Origin of the sequence: Microbacterium sp. H6 (assembly GCF_003314775.1) — a bacterium.
GTDB classification, from domain to species: Bacteria; Actinomycetota; Actinomycetes; order Actinomycetales; family Microbacteriaceae; genus Microbacterium; species Microbacterium oxydans.
In genome coordinates, this window is the sequence record NZ_QOAY01000202.1 from 306 (window position 1) to 19,077 (window position 18,772).

The following is an 18,772-nucleotide window of genomic DNA, read 5'->3' on the forward strand; positions in this document are numbered from 1 at the left end:
TCGGCGATCCGGATGATGCGTATGTGCCACGCGCGGCGGTCGTGGATCGAATCCTCGATCTCGTCGTCGAGTTTCTGCTTCAGATCGAAGGCCTCGGAGATCTTCGCCTTCGCCGCATCGACGACCCGAGTGAACTCCTCGGTGGCTGCATCGCCGAACTGCGCGACGGCGAAGCCGAGCTCCTCCTTGCTCGAGGTGATGGCATCGTCCGCCTGCACGAGCGCGAGTCCTGCCTGCGTCTCGACCTGCTGGTCGGTGAGAGTGGAGAAGGGGTCGGCGGGGTCCGGTGTCTCCGGCATGGCGCCTCGCTCGCGGATCTCCGCCCGCCGGCGGGCTCCGCGCACCAGTGCCACGACGAGCCACACGAGCAGCGCGACGACGACGACGGCGACGACGATCAGCCCGATGCGGAGCGCGCCGGCGCCCCCGTCGCCCTGGATCTCGTCGGCGGCGAGAGTGATGGCGCCGACCCAATCGCCGTCCGCGGCGAAGGGGACCATCTTGTCCTCGATGCTGTCGAGCTGGCCGAAGCTCACCGGGCCGTCGGGGGCAGCGGAGATGTAGTAGCTGCGCCCGTCGACGGCGATCGCCAGGAGGTACTGTTCGGTGCCGAGGTTGTTGTTCTGCGCGACCGTGTCGGCCCACTGCACGTTGTCGGATGGGTTCGTGAAGTCGTCGACGAGCACGACGAACAGATCGGCGCTCGAATTGTCCGTCAGCTCCTGGAGCCGGGCCTCCACCGTCGCCTCTTCGTCGGCACTGAGCACTCCGGCCTGGTCGGTGACGTATCCGGCATCGAGCGTGACGGGATCGGTCGCGGATGCTGCGGAGGTGCTGAACGCACCGGCGACAACGGCGAGAGCGAGTGCGGCCAGCGTGAGCCACCGTTTCGTCATCGTGTTCCCTCCGACCGGCAGCCGAGCCCCATGCCACGAGTCTATGCACTGGGCCCGACACGCGACAGCACTCGACACGGGTTCGCCGTTCGCCCTCAGCGGAGGCACATACGCTGGAAGGCATGGACGACATCTACGGTTCCGACGTGCTCGCGGCGGGCTGGCGCGAGCGCGGCGCGAAGAAGGTGCCCCAGGTCGCGGCCGAGCCGGATCTCGTGGTCGAGGTCGCCGACGACGGCTTCTGCGGTGCGGTCACACGTGTCCAGGGCGGCAACGTCGAGTTGGAGGACCGCGTGGGCCGTCGGCGGTTGTTCCCCCTCGGCGGAGGGTTCCTCATCGACGGCGCACCCGTGAGGCTGATCGTGCCCGGTGCTGCCGATCAAGGGCGGCGGCGCACGGCATCCGGATCGTTCGTGGTGGCCGATCAGCGCGCCCGCGTCGCTCTGCCCAGCCGAATCCTCGTCGAGGGCAAGCACGATGCCGAACTCGTCGAGAAGGTGTGGGGTGCCGACCTGCGGGTCGAGGGCGTCGTCGTCGAGTTCCTCCAGGGCGTCGACCTGCTCGACGACCTGCTGGCCGCAGAGCCACCCAGCGCGACTCGGCGGTACGGCGTGCTCGTCGACCACCTCGTCCCTGGCTCGAAGGAATCGCGCATCGCCGACGCGGTCGCCCGGGGCCCGCACGGACGCCATCTGCGCATCGTCGGCCACCCGTTCGTCGATGTCTGGCAGTGTGTGACGCCTCGGGCCCTCGGCATCGCGAAGTGGCCGGAGATCCCGCGCGGCATCGAGTGGAAGGTCGGCATCTGCCGTGCCTTCGGCTGGCCGCACGAGACACAGGCCGACATCGCGCGCGCGTGGCAGCACATCCTCTCCAAGGTCACGACCTACCGGGACCTGGAACCGGCGCTGCTGGGCCGTGTGGAGGAGCTCATCGACTTCGTCACCGCGCCGACGGCCTGAGCCCGGGAATCGGGGACGCCGGAGCGACGGACGTCGACGGCTACCCTGGAAACATGCCCGAACCCCGTACCTTCCGAGACGAGCCGGTGTCGTTCGTGCGCCGCAGCGGCCGGATGTCCGACGCGCAGGAGCGCGCCTTCGCCGAGCTCGGCCCGCACTATCTACTCGACGTTCCGCGTGACGTCGCCTGGACCTCCGTGCACCCCGAGGCGCGCCTCGATCCTGCGACCGAGTACGGGCGCACCGCTGACCTCTACGTGGAGGTCGGATCGGGCCAAGGCCACGCGATCGTGGCCGCGGCCTCGTCGCGCCCCGAGGACGACTTCCTCGCCGTCGAGGTGTTCCGCGCCGGCCTCGCCAGGACCATGCTCGACGCCGACAGGGAGGGCGCACGCAACCTGCGCGTCGTCGAGGCGAATGCGCCGGAGGTCCTCTCATCGTTCCTCCCTGAGGCGGCAGCACGCGAGGTGTGGATCTTCTTCCCTGACCCCTGGCACAAGAAGAAGCACACCAAGCGACGCCTGGTGAGACCGGGATTCGGCGACGCCGCAGCGCGAGCGCTCCGTGACGGCGGCCTGCTGAGGCTCGCGACCGACTGGGAGGACTACGCCCTGCAGATGCGCGATGTGCTCGACGCGGATCCGCTGTTCGAGCGCGCATTCGAGGGGGAGTGGGCCGAACGCTTCGACGGTCGCGTCATGACCGCGTTCGAGCGCAAGGGCATCGCGAAGGGACGGGATATCCGCGATCTCGTGTACCGGCGCAGGACCCGCGCGTGACCGACACGCGGCGCGACACGGCGTCGAGGACGGGGCTCCTTCCCGCGCTGCTCGTGTGCGCCGCTGCTCCGGCATTCTTCGTGCTGGAGATCCCGTGGCTTGGCTGGACGCTCCTCGCCGCCGGCATCGCAGTCGCCGGTCTCCTCGAACGCCGTGTCGTCGAACGTCGCGGCGGTGAGCGGGGCGCGGATCCAGCCGGGAGCCCACGCCGTCCTTCGCTCACCCGCGATCTCTCGCTGATCGCGATCGGCATGCTGATCGTGAGCATCATCCCGCTGGCAGCGGAACTCGACAACCTCGCGATGCTGCGGTTCACGCTCGCCCTGGGCGGCGCGGTGGCGGTGCCCTACCTGATCTCGAGGTTCGTCTATCGAGACCGTGCCATCGGCTTCCCCTGGCGCACGCACAAGCGCTGGGGACGGCTGCAATGGGGGTGGCTCGTGGCGGTGCTCCTGCTGGGGTGGCTGATCTTGCCCTTCTACTTCATCACCAGCGGGGTGTACCAGAACTGGCCGGTCGTGGACACTCCTGACCTCATCGCCCGTCTCTTCGTCGGGGTCGGCGCCGTGGGCATCTGGGACGAGCTGTTCTTCATCTGCACCGTGTTCGCCCTGCTGCGCCGACACTTTCCCGACCTGCTCGCCAACGTCCTGCAGGCCATCGTTTTCGTCTCCTTCCTGTGGGAGCTGGGCTACCGAGAGTGGGGACCCCTGTTGACGATCCCGTTCGCCCTGCTGCAGGGGTACATCTTCGTGCGGACGCACTCGCTGGCCTATGTCGTGACGGTGCACCTGCTCTTCGATGCTGTGGTGTTCGCCGTGCTGGTACACGCACACAACCCGGGACTTCTTCCGATCTTCCTCCTGTGACGAGGAGGTTCGTGCGCGCCGGTGCTGTCGGCTTGCTCCCGGCCCCCGGGAACGGAAGAATCAGCCCATGCTCATCGTCGGTCTCGTCCTCGCCGCCGCAGCTGCGGCCTTCCACGTCTTCATCTTCGCGCTCGAGTCGCTGCGGTGGACCGAGCCGGAGACGAGGAAGATCTTCGGCGTCCCCAGCGAGGCGGACGCGGTCACGATGAAGCAGCTGGCCTTCAACCAGGGCTTCTACAACCTCTTCCTCGCACTGACGGCCCTGCTCGGCATCGGCCTCGTGATCGTCGGAGCCGAGACGGCGGGGCTTACCCTCGTCTTCGCCGGAACCGGGATGATGCTCGCCGCCGCGCTCGTGCTCGTGCTCTCCGATCGGACCAAGGTGCGTGCTGCGGCGATGCAGGGAACCCTGCCGTTGCTCGCTGTCGTGGTCGCCGCGATCGGCCTCGCGATCCGGTGACGATCGAGGGGTGACATCCACGTCGGCACCGGTCACACTCGTTGCATGGCCGATTGGGTGCTGCACGTGGACATGGATCAGTTCATCGCCGCGGTGGAGGTGCTGCGCAGACCGGAGCTGGCCGGTCGCCCGGTGATCGTGGGCGGACGCGGCGATCCGACCGAGCGGGCGGTGGTGTCGACCGCTTCCTACGAAGCCCGTGCGTTCGGGATCGGCTCGGGCATGCCGTTGAAGATCGCGGCGCGGAAGGCGCCGGACGATGCCGTGTTCCTCCCGGTCGATCGGGACGCCTACGCTCGGGCATCCGACGAGGTCATGGCTGCTCTCCGTGCGCTGCCGGACGTGGTGCTCGAAGTGGTGGGATGGGACGAGTGCTTCCTCGGGGTGCAGACGGACTCTCCCGAAGGTGTAGCCTCGTCCGCGCAGGAAGCCGTGTTCGAGGCGACACAGCTGCACTGCTCGGTGGGGATCGGGGACAACAGGGTCAGGGCGAAGATCGCCACCGAGTTCGGCAAGCCCCGCGGTGTGTTCCGCCTCACCGCGGACAACTGGTTCGAGGTTATGGGCGACAAGCCGACGCGCGACCTCTGGGGTGTCGGGCCGAAGGTGCAGAAGCGTCTCGCGGTCCACGGCATCGCGACGGTGCGAGATCTCGCCGAGGCGGACGAGCAGACCCTCGTGACCGAGTTCGGACCGCGGATGGGCGTCTGGTATCACGGGCTGGGTTCAGGGATCGGTCCGAGCAGCGTCGACGACACGCCGTGGGTTGCGCGAAGCCACAGCCGGGAGACGACGTACCAGGAGAACCTCACGACGCCGGAGCAGGTCGATGCGGCGATCCGCGATCTCGCCGCCCACGCGTTCGACGACTGCGCGGTGGAGGGGCGGCCGGTCCTCCGCGTGCACCTCAAGGTGCGATATGCCCCGTTCGAGACCAAGACCTTCGGCCGCAAGCTCTCCGCGCCGACCACGGACCGTGCGGAATTCGTCGCGGTTGCCGCGGCGCTGGCCGGCACGCTCGATCCGGAGCGAGAGGTGCGATTGCTCGGAGTCCGTGCGGAGATGACCGCGCCGGAGGGCGACGGCGTCGAGCGCACACCCGTGCGGGGAAGGATCTGACCCCGCGCCGGGACATCGCGGGAAGCGTCGTCCGCTCAGGGGCGGAGCACGGCCGCGACCGCGCTCACCTCGATCAGGGCACCCGGGACTCCGAGGCCCGCCACGAGCGCCGCGGTGACGAGGGGTGGGGCTCCGTCCCGCGCCAGCCGTGAGGCGACCGCACCGTACGCCGCGCGCAGGTCCGCGTCCTGATGGATCAGCACCGTCCAGCTGATCACGTCTTCGAGCCCTGCACCCACGGACTCGAGGGCGATCCTGGCGTTCTCGACGGCGCGAGCGGACTGCTCGCCGGCATCGCTCGAGACGACGGCTCCGGTGACGTCGACACCGTTCTGGCCGCTGACGTACACCGTCGTCGCCCCTGGCGGGACGACGGCCACATGGCTGAATGCAGGACTGACGACGAGCCCATCGGGCTGTCCGAGTGTGATCTCCATGGCCACACTCTGCACCGGGGCGCCGACATCCGGAAGTCCCTCGTCGGCGTGCAGCTCAGAAGCGCAGCAGCACCTTGCCGACGCGACCCGGGGTGTCGCTCGCACGCACGGCCGCGCTGATGTCGGCGGCGTCGAAGATGCCGGCCACGGGCAACGTCAGGCTGCCGTCGGCGAGGCGCTGGAACAGCTCACCGAACAGTGCGCTACGGGTGGCCTGATCGAGGCTCGGGATCACCTTGCTGCCCCAGAAGCCCTTCACTGTGGCCTGCTTGAAGATCACGTCGGAGGAGGCGATCTCCATGGTGGGGGAGTCCATCGCTCCGAACGCGACCAACGTGCCGCCTTCCGCGAGCAGCGAGAGAACCTGGCCGGCGGATGCACCACCGACGGAATCGACGCCGGCGGTGATCGGCGCACCTCCGGTGATCGCCTCGACCTGCTCCTTCCAATCGGGCTGATCGGTCGCGACGATCCTGTCGATGCCCTGTGCGCGGAGCTCGTCGACCCCCGCTGTCCGACGCACCAGCCCGAGCACGTTCACTCCGCGCGCTGAGCCGAGCTGAGCGAGCATGCGTCCGACAGCTCCGTTCGCGGCGTTCTGCACGATCCAGCCGCCGGCCTGCACATCGAGGAAGTCCAGCAGCGTGATCGCGCTGAAGGGCATCGAGACCAGCTGAGCCGCCGTCTCGTCAGGAAGGCCGTCCGGGATCGGGATCAGTCCGGCGGCATTCGTCACGATGTACTCGGCCCAGGCGCCGAAGGTTCCGCCGGTGGCGACGCGCTGGCCCACCTCGAGGTGCTCGACTCCGGCACCGAGCGCGTCGACGACGCCGAGGGCCTCGGTCCCCGACGCGGCGGGGAGCTCCGGCTTGAAGCCGTATGTGCCGCGAACGGTCCACAGGTCGTGGTTGTGGATGGGGGAGAGCACGATCCGCAGACGGACCTGGCCTTCGCCGGGCTCCGGAAGAGGTCGATCTTCGACTCGGAGGACTTCCTCCGGAGTGCCGAAGGTGGGGTGGATGAGTGCGCGCATGGCGATTCCGTTCTCTCTCGGGATGTCGATCAGGGCCGGTCGCTCTGGTGGGCGTCGGCGAGATCTTTCGTGGTCTTCTGAAGGCGGTCGGTGATGTCGTGCAGTTCGGCGATGAGCTGACGGCGATGCTCCTCGTCCTGGAGCCCGGAGATCGACGCGATGGTGGTGTGGATGGGGGCCACCTCGGCCCGCAGGTCCTGGCCCTTGTCGGTGAGGGTCACCGTCACCACACGCTCGTCGTCGCGGCCGCGTGTCCTGGTCACGAGTCCGGCCTGCTCGAGTCGCCGGACGAGGGGGGATAGCGTGCCGGAGTCCAGGCGCATCACCGCCCCCAGCGACCCGATCGTCTGCTCGCCGTCGAGCCAGAGTGCGGCGAGCACCAGATACTGCGGATACGTCAGACCCCAGGGGGCGAGCAGCGTCCGGTATGCCTGCGTGGTGGCACGCGCGGCGGAGTACAGGGAGAAGCAGAGCATCTCATCGGTCATCGGCACCAAGATAGCATTGCACGGCATTCAATTGTGCACAACTCGAATGGGCGCGAGGAGGGCGCGACCGATCCGACCGGGCGCGCCCTCCTGGGTTCAGCTGAGCGCCTTGGCCTTGATGGCTTCGTACTCCCCGGCCGTGATGGTGCCGGAATCGAGGAGTGCCCTCGCCTTGGCGATCTCGTCGCTCGGGCTCGTGCCGGCGACCTGCTGGATGTAGGCGTCAGCGGCGCTGCGAACGTTCGCGGCCTCCGCATCGCTCCGCTCGGCCATGCCGGAGCCCCGAGCGATCAGATACACCAGCACCGTGAGGAACGGGACGAAGATCAGGAAGACGATCCACACTGCCTTCCACCAGCCGTTGAGCTGCCGGTCGCGGAAGAGATCTCCGACGATCGCGAACAGCGCGAACAGGTACGAGATGAAGACGAACGCCAGCAGGAACCACCAGATGATGTCCCAGAACGATCCCCAAAAACCCATGTGTACTCCTTCTTAAACCGGCCCGCCCGGTGGCGGCCCCGTCGGACGATACTCGGCCCGCGCCAGCACGCGCACCGATTCCCGGTGGAGTTCACCAGGGTGAGCCGATCGTGCGATCACTCGATCCCCGCATGCCCCCGCAGTACGCTTCAGACGACCGGAGGACGGAGAAGCGGATGACCGCGACGAGAAGACCGCCATGGCTGTTCAGCACGGTCGAGGGGTACCGCCGGGAGTGGGTGGTCCGTGACGTCGTCGCGGGTCTGTCCGCTGGTGCCGTCGTGATCCCGCAGGGGATGGCCTACGCGACGATCGCCAATCTTCCGGTGCAGGTCGGGCTCTACACGTGCATCCTGCCGATGCTGGTCTACGCGTTCCTCGGTGGAAGCCGCGCCATGAGCGTGTCGACGACCTCGACGATCGCGACCCTCACCGCGACGACCCTGGTGTCCGCGGGAGTCGCCGCGGGATCGGACGATGCGATCGGCTCTCTGATGATGCTCACGCTGCTCGTGGGAGTGATCCTGTTGATCGCCAGACTCTGTCGCCTCGGCTCGCTCGTGGAGAACATCAGCGGAGCCACTGTTCTCGGCTTGAAGATCGGTGTCGGCGCGACGGTCGCCGTCGGACAGCTGCCGAAGCTGCTGGGCGAGAGCTACAACTTCTCCGGTCATGGATTCCTCAAGTCGCTCGGCGCAGTGGCACAGGCCTTCGACAGCGTGAACTGGCCGACGGTCGCGCTGTCTGCCGGCTCGATCCTCGTGATCGTCGTGCTCAAGCGGTTCGCCCCGCGTGTACCGGGCGCACTCGTCGTGGTGGTCGCCGGGATCCTCCTGGTCGCCCTCGCTGGTCTGGATCGCTACGGCGTCGACCTCATCGCCGCGGTGCCGAGCGGGCTCCCCGTTCCGGGCGTGCCCGACTTCTCGCAGGCGGTCGTCCTCGTGCCCGGCGCCGTCGCTATCGCCGTGATGGCGTTCTTGGAGTCCGCGGCCGTCGCCCGCAGCCTGCGGGCGGCGAGCGAACCTCAGATCGACAGCGACCAGGAGCTGTTCGCGACCGGCGCGGCGAACACGGTCGGCGCATTCTTCGGCACGATGCCAGCCGCGGGAGGCTTCTCGCAGAGCGCGGTCAATCAGAGTGCGGGGGCGCGCTCCCAGGCGGCGACCCTGGTCACCGTGGTGCTCGCCGTGCTGGTCGCGCTCTTCCTGGGACCCGTTCTCAGCCTGCTCCCCGAGGCGACGCTGGCCGCGATGGTGTTCGTGGCCGTCGCCGGGCTCATCAACATCCCCGAGCTCGTGCGGTGGGCGCGGATCAGTCCGGTGGATTTCTGGATCGCGCTCGCGGTCGCGATCCTCGGGCTCACCGCCGGCCTTCTCCCGGCCGTGGCGGTCGGTGTGGTCGTGACCTTGATCCTGGTGCTCCGCGAGCTCAATGTGCCGAAGGTAGCGGTCGACGCTCGCATCGGTGACGCTCTGGGGCTCCGTCTCGAACGGGGGCTCTACACGGCGAACGCGATGGCCAACGAGAAGCAGATCCTCGCCCTGGTCGAGGCGGAGGAGCAGCCGGTCCGCGTGCTCGTGCTGGGTCTGAAGCAGCAGGAGGTGATGACGATCACCGTCCTCGACGCGCTGGAGAACCTCGACGGAGAGCTCGCTCAGCTCGGCATCGTGCTGCACATCGCCGCGCTTCCCGAGCGGGCAGCCGCTGTCGCTCGCCGCACACCCTGGTTCCTCGGACTGGAATCGCACGGTCGCGTGCACGCAGCTGTGAGCGACGGCGTCGCGGCAGCGGCTCGGGAAGCCGGCAGACGGAGCTGAGGGAGAGATGCATGAGTGACGATGCCGGGCTGAGCTGGCGATGGTCGCGGTTCGGCCTGGGTCTGCTGTTCGCCGCGCCGGCGATGCTCGTCGCCCCCTTCCATCCGACGCTCGGTGTCGCGCTCGGGATCGGCGTGATACCCGCCGCCGCCTTCGGTCTCCCCCCACGCAGGAGAGCCCGCGCCATAATCCCCGTCGTCGGCACGCTCAGCGCCCTCGGCCTGCTTCTCGGGGCGCTGCTGGCGGAGTGGCCTGTGGTCGCCGTGCTCGCCGTGCTCGGGCTCGCGATCGTCGCGAGTCTCAACGCCCCACGAGGTCGGCTCGGGCAGTTGATCCTCATTCTGGTGCTGCCGATGACCGGGATCGGGCTGAGCTTCTCCTGGTCCTCGGTCACAGGGGGATTCGCCGCCTGCATCGTCGCCGGCTCGGTGTATGCCTGGATGGTTTCCCTGCTCTGGCCCGAGCGTGAAGAGCGGGCGCGTGCCGCCAGTCCTGTACCTCGGGGGCGAGCCCTCCTGGTCTACGGGATCCTCCTCGGCATGGCTGCGGCGCTCGCCGCCACCATCGGCTTCGTTCTCGATCTCGAGCACGTGGGGTGGGCGACGGGCGCGGTGCTCCTCGTCATGCGTCCGGTCAGGGGGCAGCTGATCTCGCGCAGCATCGGGCGCGCGGCATCGGTGCTCATCGGAGCGTTCGCGGCCGCGGGCCTGGCTGTCCTGGCTCCGGGAGGTCTCGTCACCGGGCTCGTGGTCGGGGCTGTCATCGGATCGACATGTGCCATCCAGGAGAGCCGGTGGTACGTCGTCCCCGGCTTCACCACGTTCCTCGCCCTGACCCTCATCATGTCCACCTCGCCGGAGCCTCCGGGGGCTCGATTCGCGGAACGCGCGGTGGAGACGCTTCTCGGGGTGGGGCTCGCTCTGCTGTTCGGGGCCGTGCTGCCCTCGGTGGTCGGCTTCGTCCGGGTGAGAAGCTCGGTCGCCCGATGAGGGTTCTGGACGAAAGTTGCTTGATGTGCGCGCTCCCATGGTGGGATACTTCGAGAAGGGGAGGATGTAGTATCTAACATTTCACCGGGGGCTCTTGATGGTCGAAGAACAGCCAGACGTCGATTCAGCGTGGATCCCTCCGCTTCCTGCAGGCCCCGGTGACATCCCCAGAGCCCGACTGCTGTCACGACTCTCCGCCGCGTTGGACGAGCCCTGGACACTCACCGTCCTGTCGGCCCCCGCGGGGTCGGGCAAGACACGGCTGCTCACCCAGTGGGCGCATTCGATTACCTCCTCGGACGACGATCGATCGCGTGTGGTGTGGCTCTCGCTCCAGCGCTGGCATCGGGACCTCGACCCCCTGCAGTCTGCTCTTCGGAGCATCGAAGACCCCTCGCTGCGCGAGGCACTCGACCGCCTCACCGGGCCGTGGTCGACGGAGAGGGCGCGAGATCTGGCCCGAGCCCTCCGCGCCGCGGGCCGTCGGGTAGTCGTGATCATCGACGATGTGCACCTCATCGAGACCGGGTCACTCGCCGAGATGCTGTCGGCGTTCCTGAGCGCAGTGCCGGGTACCGCCCACGTCGTGGTCTCCGGACGCGGAACCCGGCGTCTGCCTCTTGCGCGTCGACGTATCGCCGGCATGGCACTGGAACTCGGAAGCCGTGACCTGGCATTCACGCCGGCGGAGGTGCGAGCGTTCTTCCGCGCGAGGGGGATGCGCCTTTCGCAGGGCGAGATCACCACCGTGCTGTTGCGTACCGAGGGGTGGGCCACGGGACTCCGGCTGCTGGAGCTGGCGGCGCTGCATGATTCGTTCGCCACGGTCCTCCCGCTGCGCGGTGACTCTCCGACGGTGACCGACTACTTCGCCGAGGAGGTCTTCGCCGATCTCGACGAAAGCCTCAGTGAGTTCCTCGTGCTCACCTCGGTGCCCGAGTCGTTCACGCCGGCTCTAGCCTCGCAGTTGACAGGAGGAATGCCGGCCGAACCGCTGATCGAACAGCTCATGCGACTCAACGTGCTGATCAGTCGTAGCGGTCAAGAACCGGTCTGGTATCACTACCATCCGCTGTTGCGGGAGTTCCTCTTTGCCCGTCTGAAGGACAGAGGAGAGGCGGCCGTCGAGGAGCTCGAGAGCGTGACAGCGGAGTGGTTCGCGGCCGAGCAGGAGCACGAGCGCGCCATGTTCCACGCCGCGCGGAGCGGCGACGACTGCGCGACCTCACGGATCCTCCGTCGCAGTGGGATGCAGCTGATCCTCATGGGTTATGCGGCTGAGGTGGTCGCAGCGATCGCGCGTCTTCCTCGACCTGTGCTCGCGGAGCCTGCCATGCGGATGCTGACGGCGTCCGCCGAGCTCACACAGGGAGACGCGGCCCGCGCTGCGGCGCTGCTCGAGTCGGACTCGGACCTTGAGGATTCCGTTGCGGTCCGTCAATGGCGAAAGGGCCTGGAGCTGCACACAGCCGTGCGTCGCGGGGGCCTCTCGGAAACGCTCGACCGGCTGGAGCCGGGTCTCTACGAGGTGTCGGGGGAGTCGCAGCTCGACACTTATGTATTCCTGCAGGCTGCCATGGCAGAGCTGTATACGGGGGCGTTGAACGATGCCGACCGGTTCGCCCGGCTCGCGGGGGACCACGCTCACGCCGCGGGCACTGCCGCGGCGGAGCTGCAGGCGGCCGCGATCCTGAACACAGCCGATCTCTTCCGAGGTCAGATGCGAGAAGTGCTGCGTTCCGGCGCGCTGCTGGATGAGCGCTGGCGCGCGCTCGGCATGCCTGCGGACTCCTTCTACGAGGTCACGCGGGTGTGGCGGTACTGGGTGCCTTTCGAACAGATGCTTGTCGCCGATGTGGATCAGACGCTGCGCGCGGCGACCGGGATCATCGAGTCCGGAACGGAGCCGGCGATCGCACGGGGTCTGCGAGGCCTGATCGCCCTGCTGAACGTCGATGGCGCCATCGACGCGCACGCGGCGGCTCTCGCTCTCCTCGAGAACCTCGCACCGCGCGACGACATGCCGCTGCCTGTGCACTGGTATGCGATGACGAGCACTTTCGCGATCCGCGCCTTCAACGTGCTCGGAGAGTACGCCCTCAGAGACCGCTTCATCCACGACGTCGGAGACGCTCTCGGCGAGGTCGGCGAGGTGGCCGTGCTCCGCGCGATCGCCGCGCTGCACGATCAGGCGTTCGAGCCGGCGCGGGCCGCTCTCGCTCCGGTGCTGGAAGGGGTGGCGCCGTGCCTTCTCCCTGCGTCGATGATCGACGCCTGGCTGGTCGCTGCCTGTATCGAAGTGCAGGCCGGCTGTCCCGATCAGGCGCAGGTGTCGCTGTCGTTCGCGCTCGCCCTGGCCGAACCGGAGGAGCACATCCGACGATTTGCCGACGCCGGGCCGGTCGTCGCGCGCCTTCTCGCCGCGCGCGCGACTCCGGGATCACGCGGTCGCTTCGCGGATCGCGTCCGCGAACGTCTCACCGCAGCAGGAGTGCTCATCGAGGAGGAGTTCACCCGTCGCGAACGCATCGTGCTCACGGCGTTGAGTCGCAACGCGACACTCCGGGAGATCGCGGAGCAGGAGTTCATCTCCCCGAACACGGTAAAGACGCACGTGCGCAACATCTACCGCAAGCTGGGCGTCTCCGACCGGGACAGCGTGACGGCGGCTGCGCACGCTCTCGGGATCGAGTAGCGCACGCAGCCGCCGCGGGGAGAGCGACTCAGTCGCGTGCCATGGCTGCTGCCAGATGTGCTTCGAGGTCGAGGTAGGCGTCGTCGGCGATGTCGAACACGACCTTAGCGATCTCGCCCCCGGTGAAGTCGAAACCGTACCCGTACAGCGACGACACGGGATCGGCGCTGTCTCGACCGATCGTCAGGCCCTCGCCGCACAAGGAGAAGTGACCGAGCACCGTGCGGATCTGCTTCTCACCGACGACCTCGTCGTCGATGTAGAGCTTCACCGGTCCGACCCCTTCGCGGTGTTCGCCCATGCCTTCCTTCGTGAACTCCACGCCGATGATGTGCTTCCCGGAGGTGGGAACGGGCGCGGACACCCGGTCCTCCGGGGGGATGCCGAGGAAGTTGTACACGTAGTGCACCTGCCCGTCCTTCACGACGAGGGCGTGACCGCCGAAGCGCGAGCCGTGCGCGAAGATGACTCCTTCGGTGTCGGGCGTGAACTCGACCTCGGCGGCGATCTTGTAGGAGACCCCGTGCACGTTCGCAGCCGACCGCTCCGGGACTTCGCTTGTACCGGGGTAGTAGATGAACTGCCCGGAGGGGGGCGCGGGCTGGTGGAACTCCATAGTCATGAAGGTCTCGAAGTCCTTCGCGTTTCCGATGATCTGCAGATCGTTCAGCGGCAGCACGTCGTTGGCCTTCGCCTCGGTCATCCAGAGCGCCTTGAGCTCCTCGAGCTTGTCCGGGTGCTCGGCGGCGAGGTTGTTCGCCTCGGCCCGGTCGGTGTCGGTGTGGTAGAGCTCCCACTCGTCGTTCTCGAAGTCGCCCTTGCCGCTGACCGGACCGTGCACCGTGACGGCCTTCCACCCTTCGTGCCAGATGCCGCGCTGGCCGAACATCTCGTAGTACTGGGTCTTCTTCTCGGTCGCCCCGTCGGGGGCGGCATCGAACGAGTACGCCATCGAGACTCCCGAGAGCGGGGTCTGCTCGACGCCGTTGTAGGTCTCGGGGAACGTCACGCCGCACGCCTCGAGGATCGTGGGCACGATGTCGGTCGAGTGGTGGTACTGATGGCGCACCTCTCCCCGTGACTTGATCCCGGCGGGCCAGTGAATCACCAGCGGGTCGCACACGCCGCCCTGATAGGTGTACCGCTTGAACATCTTGTATGGAGTCGAGAACGCCGCCGCCCACCCGGTGGGGTAGTGGTTGTAGGTCTCCGGCGAGCCGAGCTTGTCGACCATGCGGAGGTTCTCCGCCTCGTCGTCCGGGTATCCGCCGAAGATCTTGCCCTCGTTGACCGAGCCGTTGGGGCTGCCCTCGCCGGACGCCCCGTTGTCGGCGCAGTAGATGATGAGGGTGTTCTCCAGCTGCCCCGATTCCTCCAGGTAGTCGACGATGCGGCCCACCTGGGAGTCGGTGTATTCACTGAAACCCGCGTAGACCTCGGCCATCCGCGAGAACATGGCCCTCTCCTCGGCGTTCAGCGTGTCCCACGGGCGCACCTCGTCGCTCGGGGTGAACGTCCCCTCCGGCATGGGGTTCAGCGCGGTGAGGTCGGTGTCGGAGGGGAGGATTCCCTTCTCGATCATCCGGGCGAGCACCCATTCGCGATAGGCCTCGTAGCCGTCGTCGAACTGCCCCTTGTACTTGTCGATGTACTCCTGCGGGGCGTGGTGCGGAGCATGGTTCGCGTCGGGGCAGAACCACAGGTACCAGGGCTTCTCCGGCTCGGTCTGCTTGACGTCGCGGATCATCGTGAGGGCCTGGTCGGCGAGGTCCTTCGAGAGGTGGTACCCGTCTTCCGGCAGGTACGGCTGGTCGATGTAGTGGTTGTCCTCAGCCAGCGAGGGGTACCAGTTGTTGGTCTCTCCGCCGATGAACCCGTAGAAGCGGTCATACCCCTGAGCGAGCGGCCAGTGCTTCTTCGACGCACCGGCAGTCCACTCGTCGATCGGCACATTGTGGTTCTTCCCCACCCAGAAGGTCGACCAGCCGGCGTCACGGAGCACGTGCGCCATGGTCGCGTTCGAATCGGGGATGTGGGAGTTGTAGCCGGGGAAGCCCGTCGAGGACTCGGAGATCGTCGCGAAGCCGTTGAGGTGGTGGTTGCGTCCGGTCAGGAACGTCGACCGGGTGGGGGAGCACAGCGCCGTCGTGTGCCACTGGGAGTAGGTGAGGCCGTTCTGAGCGAGACGGTCCATCGTCGGCATGTTGATCCGTCCGCCGTACGGCGACCACGCCGCCATACCCGTGTCGTCGTACAGGACGACCAGCACGTTCGGAGCGCCGCTCGGCGGGGTCGGCGGTCGGAAGGCGTCCCAGTCAGGAACGGAATCGCGAACGTCGAGTTCGATCTTGCCTTGGAATTCGCGAGCCATCGTGGGTCTCCTTCATCTCGGTGGAACGATGCGGCTCCCCGCCGCGTTCAACGTACTGCGATGCGAGTCGTGGGGTCATCAGAGTCGGGTGCGCTTCATCCGGGTGAACTCTGCGCGTCCCCGTGTGGACTTCAGATCAGTGCGGCGATCGCCTTCTCGAGTTGGAGGGCGCCGATCACGAGAAGCAGCGCCGCGTTGAGCACGTGTGTGTTGCCGGCGATCCAGGAGCGCATGCGGTCGAGCACGGGCTGGGCGCGCGCACCACGGACGAGGACGAAGAACACCGGCAGAGCGATCGGCAGGGTGCCGAGCACGACGAACGCGGCGGCGACAGCGGTTGCGGCACCGGGCGCGACGCCGGACTGCGTGATGTCCAGCGCGGCGAGGATGGCGCATGACGCATCCACGGGGTTGAGCACGAACAGACCGAGGCCGAGCAGGAAGGTGCGCCCCGGCCGGAACGACTCGACGGAATGCAGCCAGCCGGGCAGCTGGGGAGAAGCGTCCACCACGTCGCGAGGAGTAGCGGCTGTCGCCATCTGCTCGATACGGGCACGCCCCTTCCGGTAGACCCAGACAGCCGCCGACACGAGGAAGCCACCGATCAGCAGGCGGACCACCGGCACCCACAGGGGCGGCTCGTTGTGCTCGTGCACCGCGAGCATCGGGAAGAGCCAGAGACCGAGTGTCATGATGCCTGCGAGGCCTAGGAACCAGCCGAGCAGATAGGCGATCCCGTTCGTCCTCGCGTTGCGGGACAGCAGCACGGCGACGAGGGCCATGATGGCGAGGGGGCTGAGCACGACGCCGAGGGCGACGGGCACGAGGTCCAGGATCAACTCGCCCACGTCATCCCTCCTCCCACAACCCCGCTGCCGTGCCTCAGAAGCTGCCGATGCCCTTGCCGATCATCGAGATGCCGATGACCAGCAGCAGAACCGCCATGATGACGGCATTCTCCGCCGCCAGCCAACCGCGGAGAGCATCCAGGGGCGCTCGGAGCCGATCGGCGGCGACGAGGTAGCCGATGACCGGGACGAGCACCGTCGAGGCGGCGATGACCGTGTACACGGCGATCACCACGACGATCGACCCCACGGGAAGCGCCGCGCCACCGATGTCCGTGCCGGCGCCGGCGGCCATGATGAGGTTCTTGGGATTCACCGCCGACAGCAGGAAGCCGAGCCCGAACGCGAACGGGAAGGTGATCGTGTCGATCGCCTTCATCCACTTCGGCAGTGCGGCTTCCTCGCCCGGCCGGGGGCGTTTGCGCCACTGCCCGAAAGCCAGCAGGAAGAGCAGAGCCCCCAGAACGAGCTGCACCGCGCCGCGGATCGGATGCGACGCGTCGCTGTCATCTTCCGGCAGGAGCGAGGACACCAGCGTGAAGACCGTCACCGCGACGACGATCCCCAGCACCCAGCCGAAGAGGAAGCCGACGCTGGTCACCCTCGCCTTGGGCGAGAGCAGCATGAGGATTGCGGCGATGATCGGAATCGGACTGATCGCCACGCCGAGCGCGAGCGGGAGGATGTCTCCGATGACGCTACCCATCAGGGGCCTTTCTCGAGGGGAGCTCGTCCTGCTTCCGGAGCGGCGAGCATCGCGATCGCCTCGCGGTTGGTCGCGTAGACGTGTTCCGAAGCCAGGAGATCGAGGGCCTTCAGCCGGTGCACGGTGTTGGGGCGCACTCGGCTGAAGGACAGGGAGACGGAGCGGTCGGCGAGCCATTCCTTGAGGGAGGCGAACGATTCGGCGCCGGTGACATCGACGTCGGTCACCGCCTCCATATCGACCACCAGGTGACGGACCTCGTTCTCTCCGGCGGCGCGGACGGCGGTCTTCACCGCAGAGGAGAACACCGCCCCGTTCGCGAAGAACAGGGGCGCGGCGAGTCGGACGACCACGATCCCCGGAGCGGTCATGGTCCCGGCCGGCGCATCCTCCAGGAGGGACTCACCCGGGTCGCCGGTGGACTCGAGGACGTCGATGGCCGGATTGGCCGCGCGCTTGGCCAGGTTTATCAGCGCGAGGACGAATGCGACGAGGATCCCGGGGATCGAACCGATGAACAGGGTGACCAGGAAGCAGGTCGCGCCGATCAGGAACTCGAACCGGTCTTTGCGCCACAGATCGATGAACTCGCGGATGCCGAGCAGGGGGATGATCGCGACGCCGACGATCGCTCCGATCGCCGGGGAGGGAATATCGGCCAGCAGCGCGGTGCCGAACAGCAGCAGCAGGAGCGTGCCGGCAGCGAGGATCAGCGCGGGGAACTGCGTACGAGAACCCGCCTGATCCATGGCGGCGGTGCGGGACGTCGATGAGCCGACGGAGAAGCTGCCCTGAGCGCCTGCGGCGATGTTCGCCGCGCCGAACGCCAGGAGATCGCGGTTCGCGTGGAACGGGTAGCCGTGCTTCTCGGAATACGACCTCGACACCAGAAGCCCCTCGGCCGTGGTGACCAGTGTCAGCGCGATCGCCGATGGGACCAGCATGAGCCACAGCGACCAGTCGATCACGGGCCACGTGAGCACGGGCGCACCGGCGGGGACCTCACCCAGGACGTCGACTCCTCGCTGGTCGAGCCCGGTCAGGACCACGACGACGGTCGTCGCCACCAGGACGATCAGAGCCCACGGTACGGCACGGAGGAACCTGCGGCCGAGCAGCAGCACGGCGACGGAGCAGACCGAGATCAGCACCGCCCACCCGTTGAGCGTCGGGAGCCCGCCGATCAGATCAGCGACCTTCCCGGTGAAGTCCTTCCCGGAGTCGATGCTGACGCCGAGCATCTTCGCGAGCTGGCTCACCATGATGTCGAGGGCGAGACCGCCGACGAAGCCGACGAGGATCGGCTTGGAGAGGAAGTTGGCGAGGAACCCGAGCTTGAAGACCGCGAGCAACGCGAACATGATGCCGCAGATGATGGCCTGGGCGAGCGCGAGCGTCGCGTAGTCCGCGCTTCCGGCGGCCGCGAGCCCGCCGATCGAGGAGGCGACGAGTGCTGCGGCTGCGGCATCGGGTGAGGCGACCAGCTGCCGTGAGGACACCACGAGGGCGTAGACGACCGTGGGGACGATGAGTGCGTACAGCCCGGCGGTGGGCGGCAGGCCCGCGATCTGCGCGTACCCGATGTTGAGGGGGATGGCGATCGCGAGCAGAGTGACGCCAGCGGTCAGCTCGGTGACGAAGTTGCGTCTGGTCAGTCCTGCGAGTGGACGTTGCACATCGCCTCCATCCGCCGGCGCCCCTGGTCGAGCGCTCCCGCGTCCACGATCCCACCGGAGGGGCCGCCGGACCACGGATCGACCGCAACTCACCCCTGGTGATTTACAGCCGGAGCGTCCTGCGCCGCCCGCTCAGCGGCGACG

17 protein-coding genes are annotated in these 18,772 nt (G+C 67.8%); 8 read left to right on the forward strand and 9 right to left on the reverse strand.

Features of this window, described 5'->3' with window-relative positions:
- Positions 1-896, reverse strand: an 896-nt coding sequence (locus tag DSP71_RS13315; RefSeq protein WP_147251318.1) for a TPM domain-containing protein, incomplete at its 3' end; no start/stop codon positions are given.
- A gap of 122 nt (positions 897-1,018) precedes the next feature.
- Here DSP71_RS13315 and DSP71_RS13320 point away from each other — a divergent pair.
- From DSP71_RS13320 to DSP71_RS13340, 5 genes are all read left to right on the forward strand, one after another.
- Positions 1,019-1,858: a DUF3097 domain-containing protein gene (locus DSP71_RS13320; protein WP_058631337.1), complete on the forward strand. Its 840-nt coding sequence runs from the start codon at positions 1,019-1,021 to the stop codon at positions 1,856-1,858.
- Between the two features lie 53 nt (positions 1,859-1,911).
- Positions 1,912-2,637: a tRNA (guanosine(46)-N7)-methyltransferase TrmB gene (gene trmB / locus DSP71_RS13325; protein WP_046749446.1), complete on the forward strand. Its 726-nt coding sequence runs from the start codon at positions 1,912-1,914 to the stop codon at positions 2,635-2,637.
- The gene (locus tag DSP71_RS13330) at positions 2,634-3,506 is read left to right on the forward strand and encodes a CPBP family intramembrane glutamic endopeptidase (protein ID WP_046749445.1); all 873 of its coding nucleotides are present in this window, start codon (positions 2,634-2,636) and stop codon (positions 3,504-3,506) included. The genes trmB and DSP71_RS13330 overlap by 4 nt, the downstream gene beginning before the upstream one ends.
- Positions 3,507-3,573: 67 nt before the next feature.
- Positions 3,574-3,966: a DUF1304 domain-containing protein gene (locus tag DSP71_RS13335; RefSeq protein WP_113681321.1), complete on the forward strand. Its 393-nt coding sequence runs from the start codon at positions 3,574-3,576 to the stop codon at positions 3,964-3,966.
- A gap of 45 nt (positions 3,967-4,011) precedes the next feature.
- Positions 4,012-5,085, forward strand: coding sequence for a DNA polymerase IV (locus DSP71_RS13340; protein ID WP_113681322.1), 1,074 nt, complete (start codon positions 4,012-4,014; stop codon positions 5,083-5,085).
- Positions 5,086-5,120: 35 nt separating this feature from the next.
- Here the strand turns inward: DSP71_RS13340 and DSP71_RS13345 are convergent, their stop codons facing one another.
- The 4 genes from DSP71_RS13345 to DSP71_RS13360 form a co-directional block, all read right to left on the reverse strand.
- Complete coding sequence (locus tag DSP71_RS13345) at positions 5,121-5,522, reverse strand: RidA family protein (RefSeq protein WP_113681339.1); 402 nt, start codon at positions 5,520-5,522, stop codon at positions 5,121-5,123.
- 55 nt (positions 5,523-5,577) lie between these two features.
- Positions 5,578-6,555 (reverse strand): zinc-binding dehydrogenase, encoded by a 978-nt coding sequence (locus DSP71_RS13350; RefSeq protein WP_046749441.1) that lies wholly within the window; start codon positions 6,553-6,555, stop codon positions 5,578-5,580.
- Between the two features lie 29 nt (positions 6,556-6,584).
- Positions 6,585-7,043 carry a MarR family winged helix-turn-helix transcriptional regulator gene (locus DSP71_RS13355; protein WP_227750928.1) on the reverse strand — a complete coding sequence of 153 codons (459 nt, stop codon included), beginning with the start codon at positions 7,041-7,043 and terminating at the stop codon, positions 6,585-6,587.
- A gap of 96 nt (positions 7,044-7,139) precedes the next feature.
- Entirely contained in the window at positions 7,140-7,526 is a 387-nt protein-coding gene (locus DSP71_RS13360) for an SHOCT domain-containing protein (protein ID WP_058631330.1), read from the reverse strand.
- A gap of 176 nt (positions 7,527-7,702) precedes the next feature.
- On the opposite strand from DSP71_RS13360, the gene DSP71_RS13365 reads away from it, so the two are divergent.
- The 3 genes from DSP71_RS13365 (at position 7,703) to DSP71_RS13375 (ending at position 13,027) form a co-directional block, all read left to right on the forward strand.
- On the forward strand, positions 7,703-9,343 hold the full coding sequence (locus tag DSP71_RS13365) for a SulP family inorganic anion transporter (protein ID WP_113681323.1): 1,641 nt from the start codon (positions 7,703-7,705) through the stop codon (positions 9,341-9,343).
- 11 nt (positions 9,344-9,354) lie between these two features.
- Complete coding sequence (locus DSP71_RS13370) at positions 9,355-10,332, forward strand: FUSC family protein (RefSeq protein WP_113681324.1); 978 nt, start codon at positions 9,355-9,357, stop codon at positions 10,330-10,332.
- Between the two features lie 97 nt (positions 10,333-10,429).
- A complete protein-coding gene (locus tag DSP71_RS13375; protein WP_113681325.1) occupies positions 10,430-13,027 on the forward strand; it encodes a LuxR C-terminal-related transcriptional regulator in 2,598 nt (865 codons plus the stop codon).
- A gap of 28 nt (positions 13,028-13,055) precedes the next feature.
- Here DSP71_RS13375 and DSP71_RS13380 read toward each other — a convergent pair whose 3' ends face one another.
- From DSP71_RS13380 to DSP71_RS13395, 4 genes are all read right to left on the reverse strand, one after another.
- Positions 13,056-15,398, reverse strand: coding sequence for an arylsulfatase (locus tag DSP71_RS13380; RefSeq protein WP_113681326.1), 2,343 nt, complete (start codon positions 15,396-15,398; stop codon positions 13,056-13,058).
- Positions 15,399-15,529: 131 nt separating this feature from the next.
- Positions 15,530-16,246 carry a GAP family protein gene (locus DSP71_RS13385; RefSeq protein WP_113681327.1) on the reverse strand — a complete coding sequence of 239 codons (717 nt, stop codon included), beginning with the start codon at positions 16,244-16,246 and terminating at the stop codon, positions 15,530-15,532.
- A gap of 34 nt (positions 16,247-16,280) precedes the next feature.
- The gene (locus DSP71_RS13390; RefSeq protein WP_061015256.1) at positions 16,281-16,952 is read right to left on the reverse strand and encodes a GAP family protein; all 672 of its coding nucleotides are present in this window, start codon (positions 16,950-16,952) and stop codon (positions 16,281-16,283) included.
- On the reverse strand, positions 16,952-18,628 hold the full coding sequence (locus tag DSP71_RS13395) for a SulP family inorganic anion transporter (RefSeq protein ID WP_061015257.1): 1,677 nt from the start codon (positions 18,626-18,628) through the stop codon (positions 16,952-16,954). The genes DSP71_RS13390 and DSP71_RS13395 overlap by 1 nt, the downstream gene beginning before the upstream one ends.
- Between the last annotated feature and the right edge of the window lie 144 nt (positions 18,629-18,772).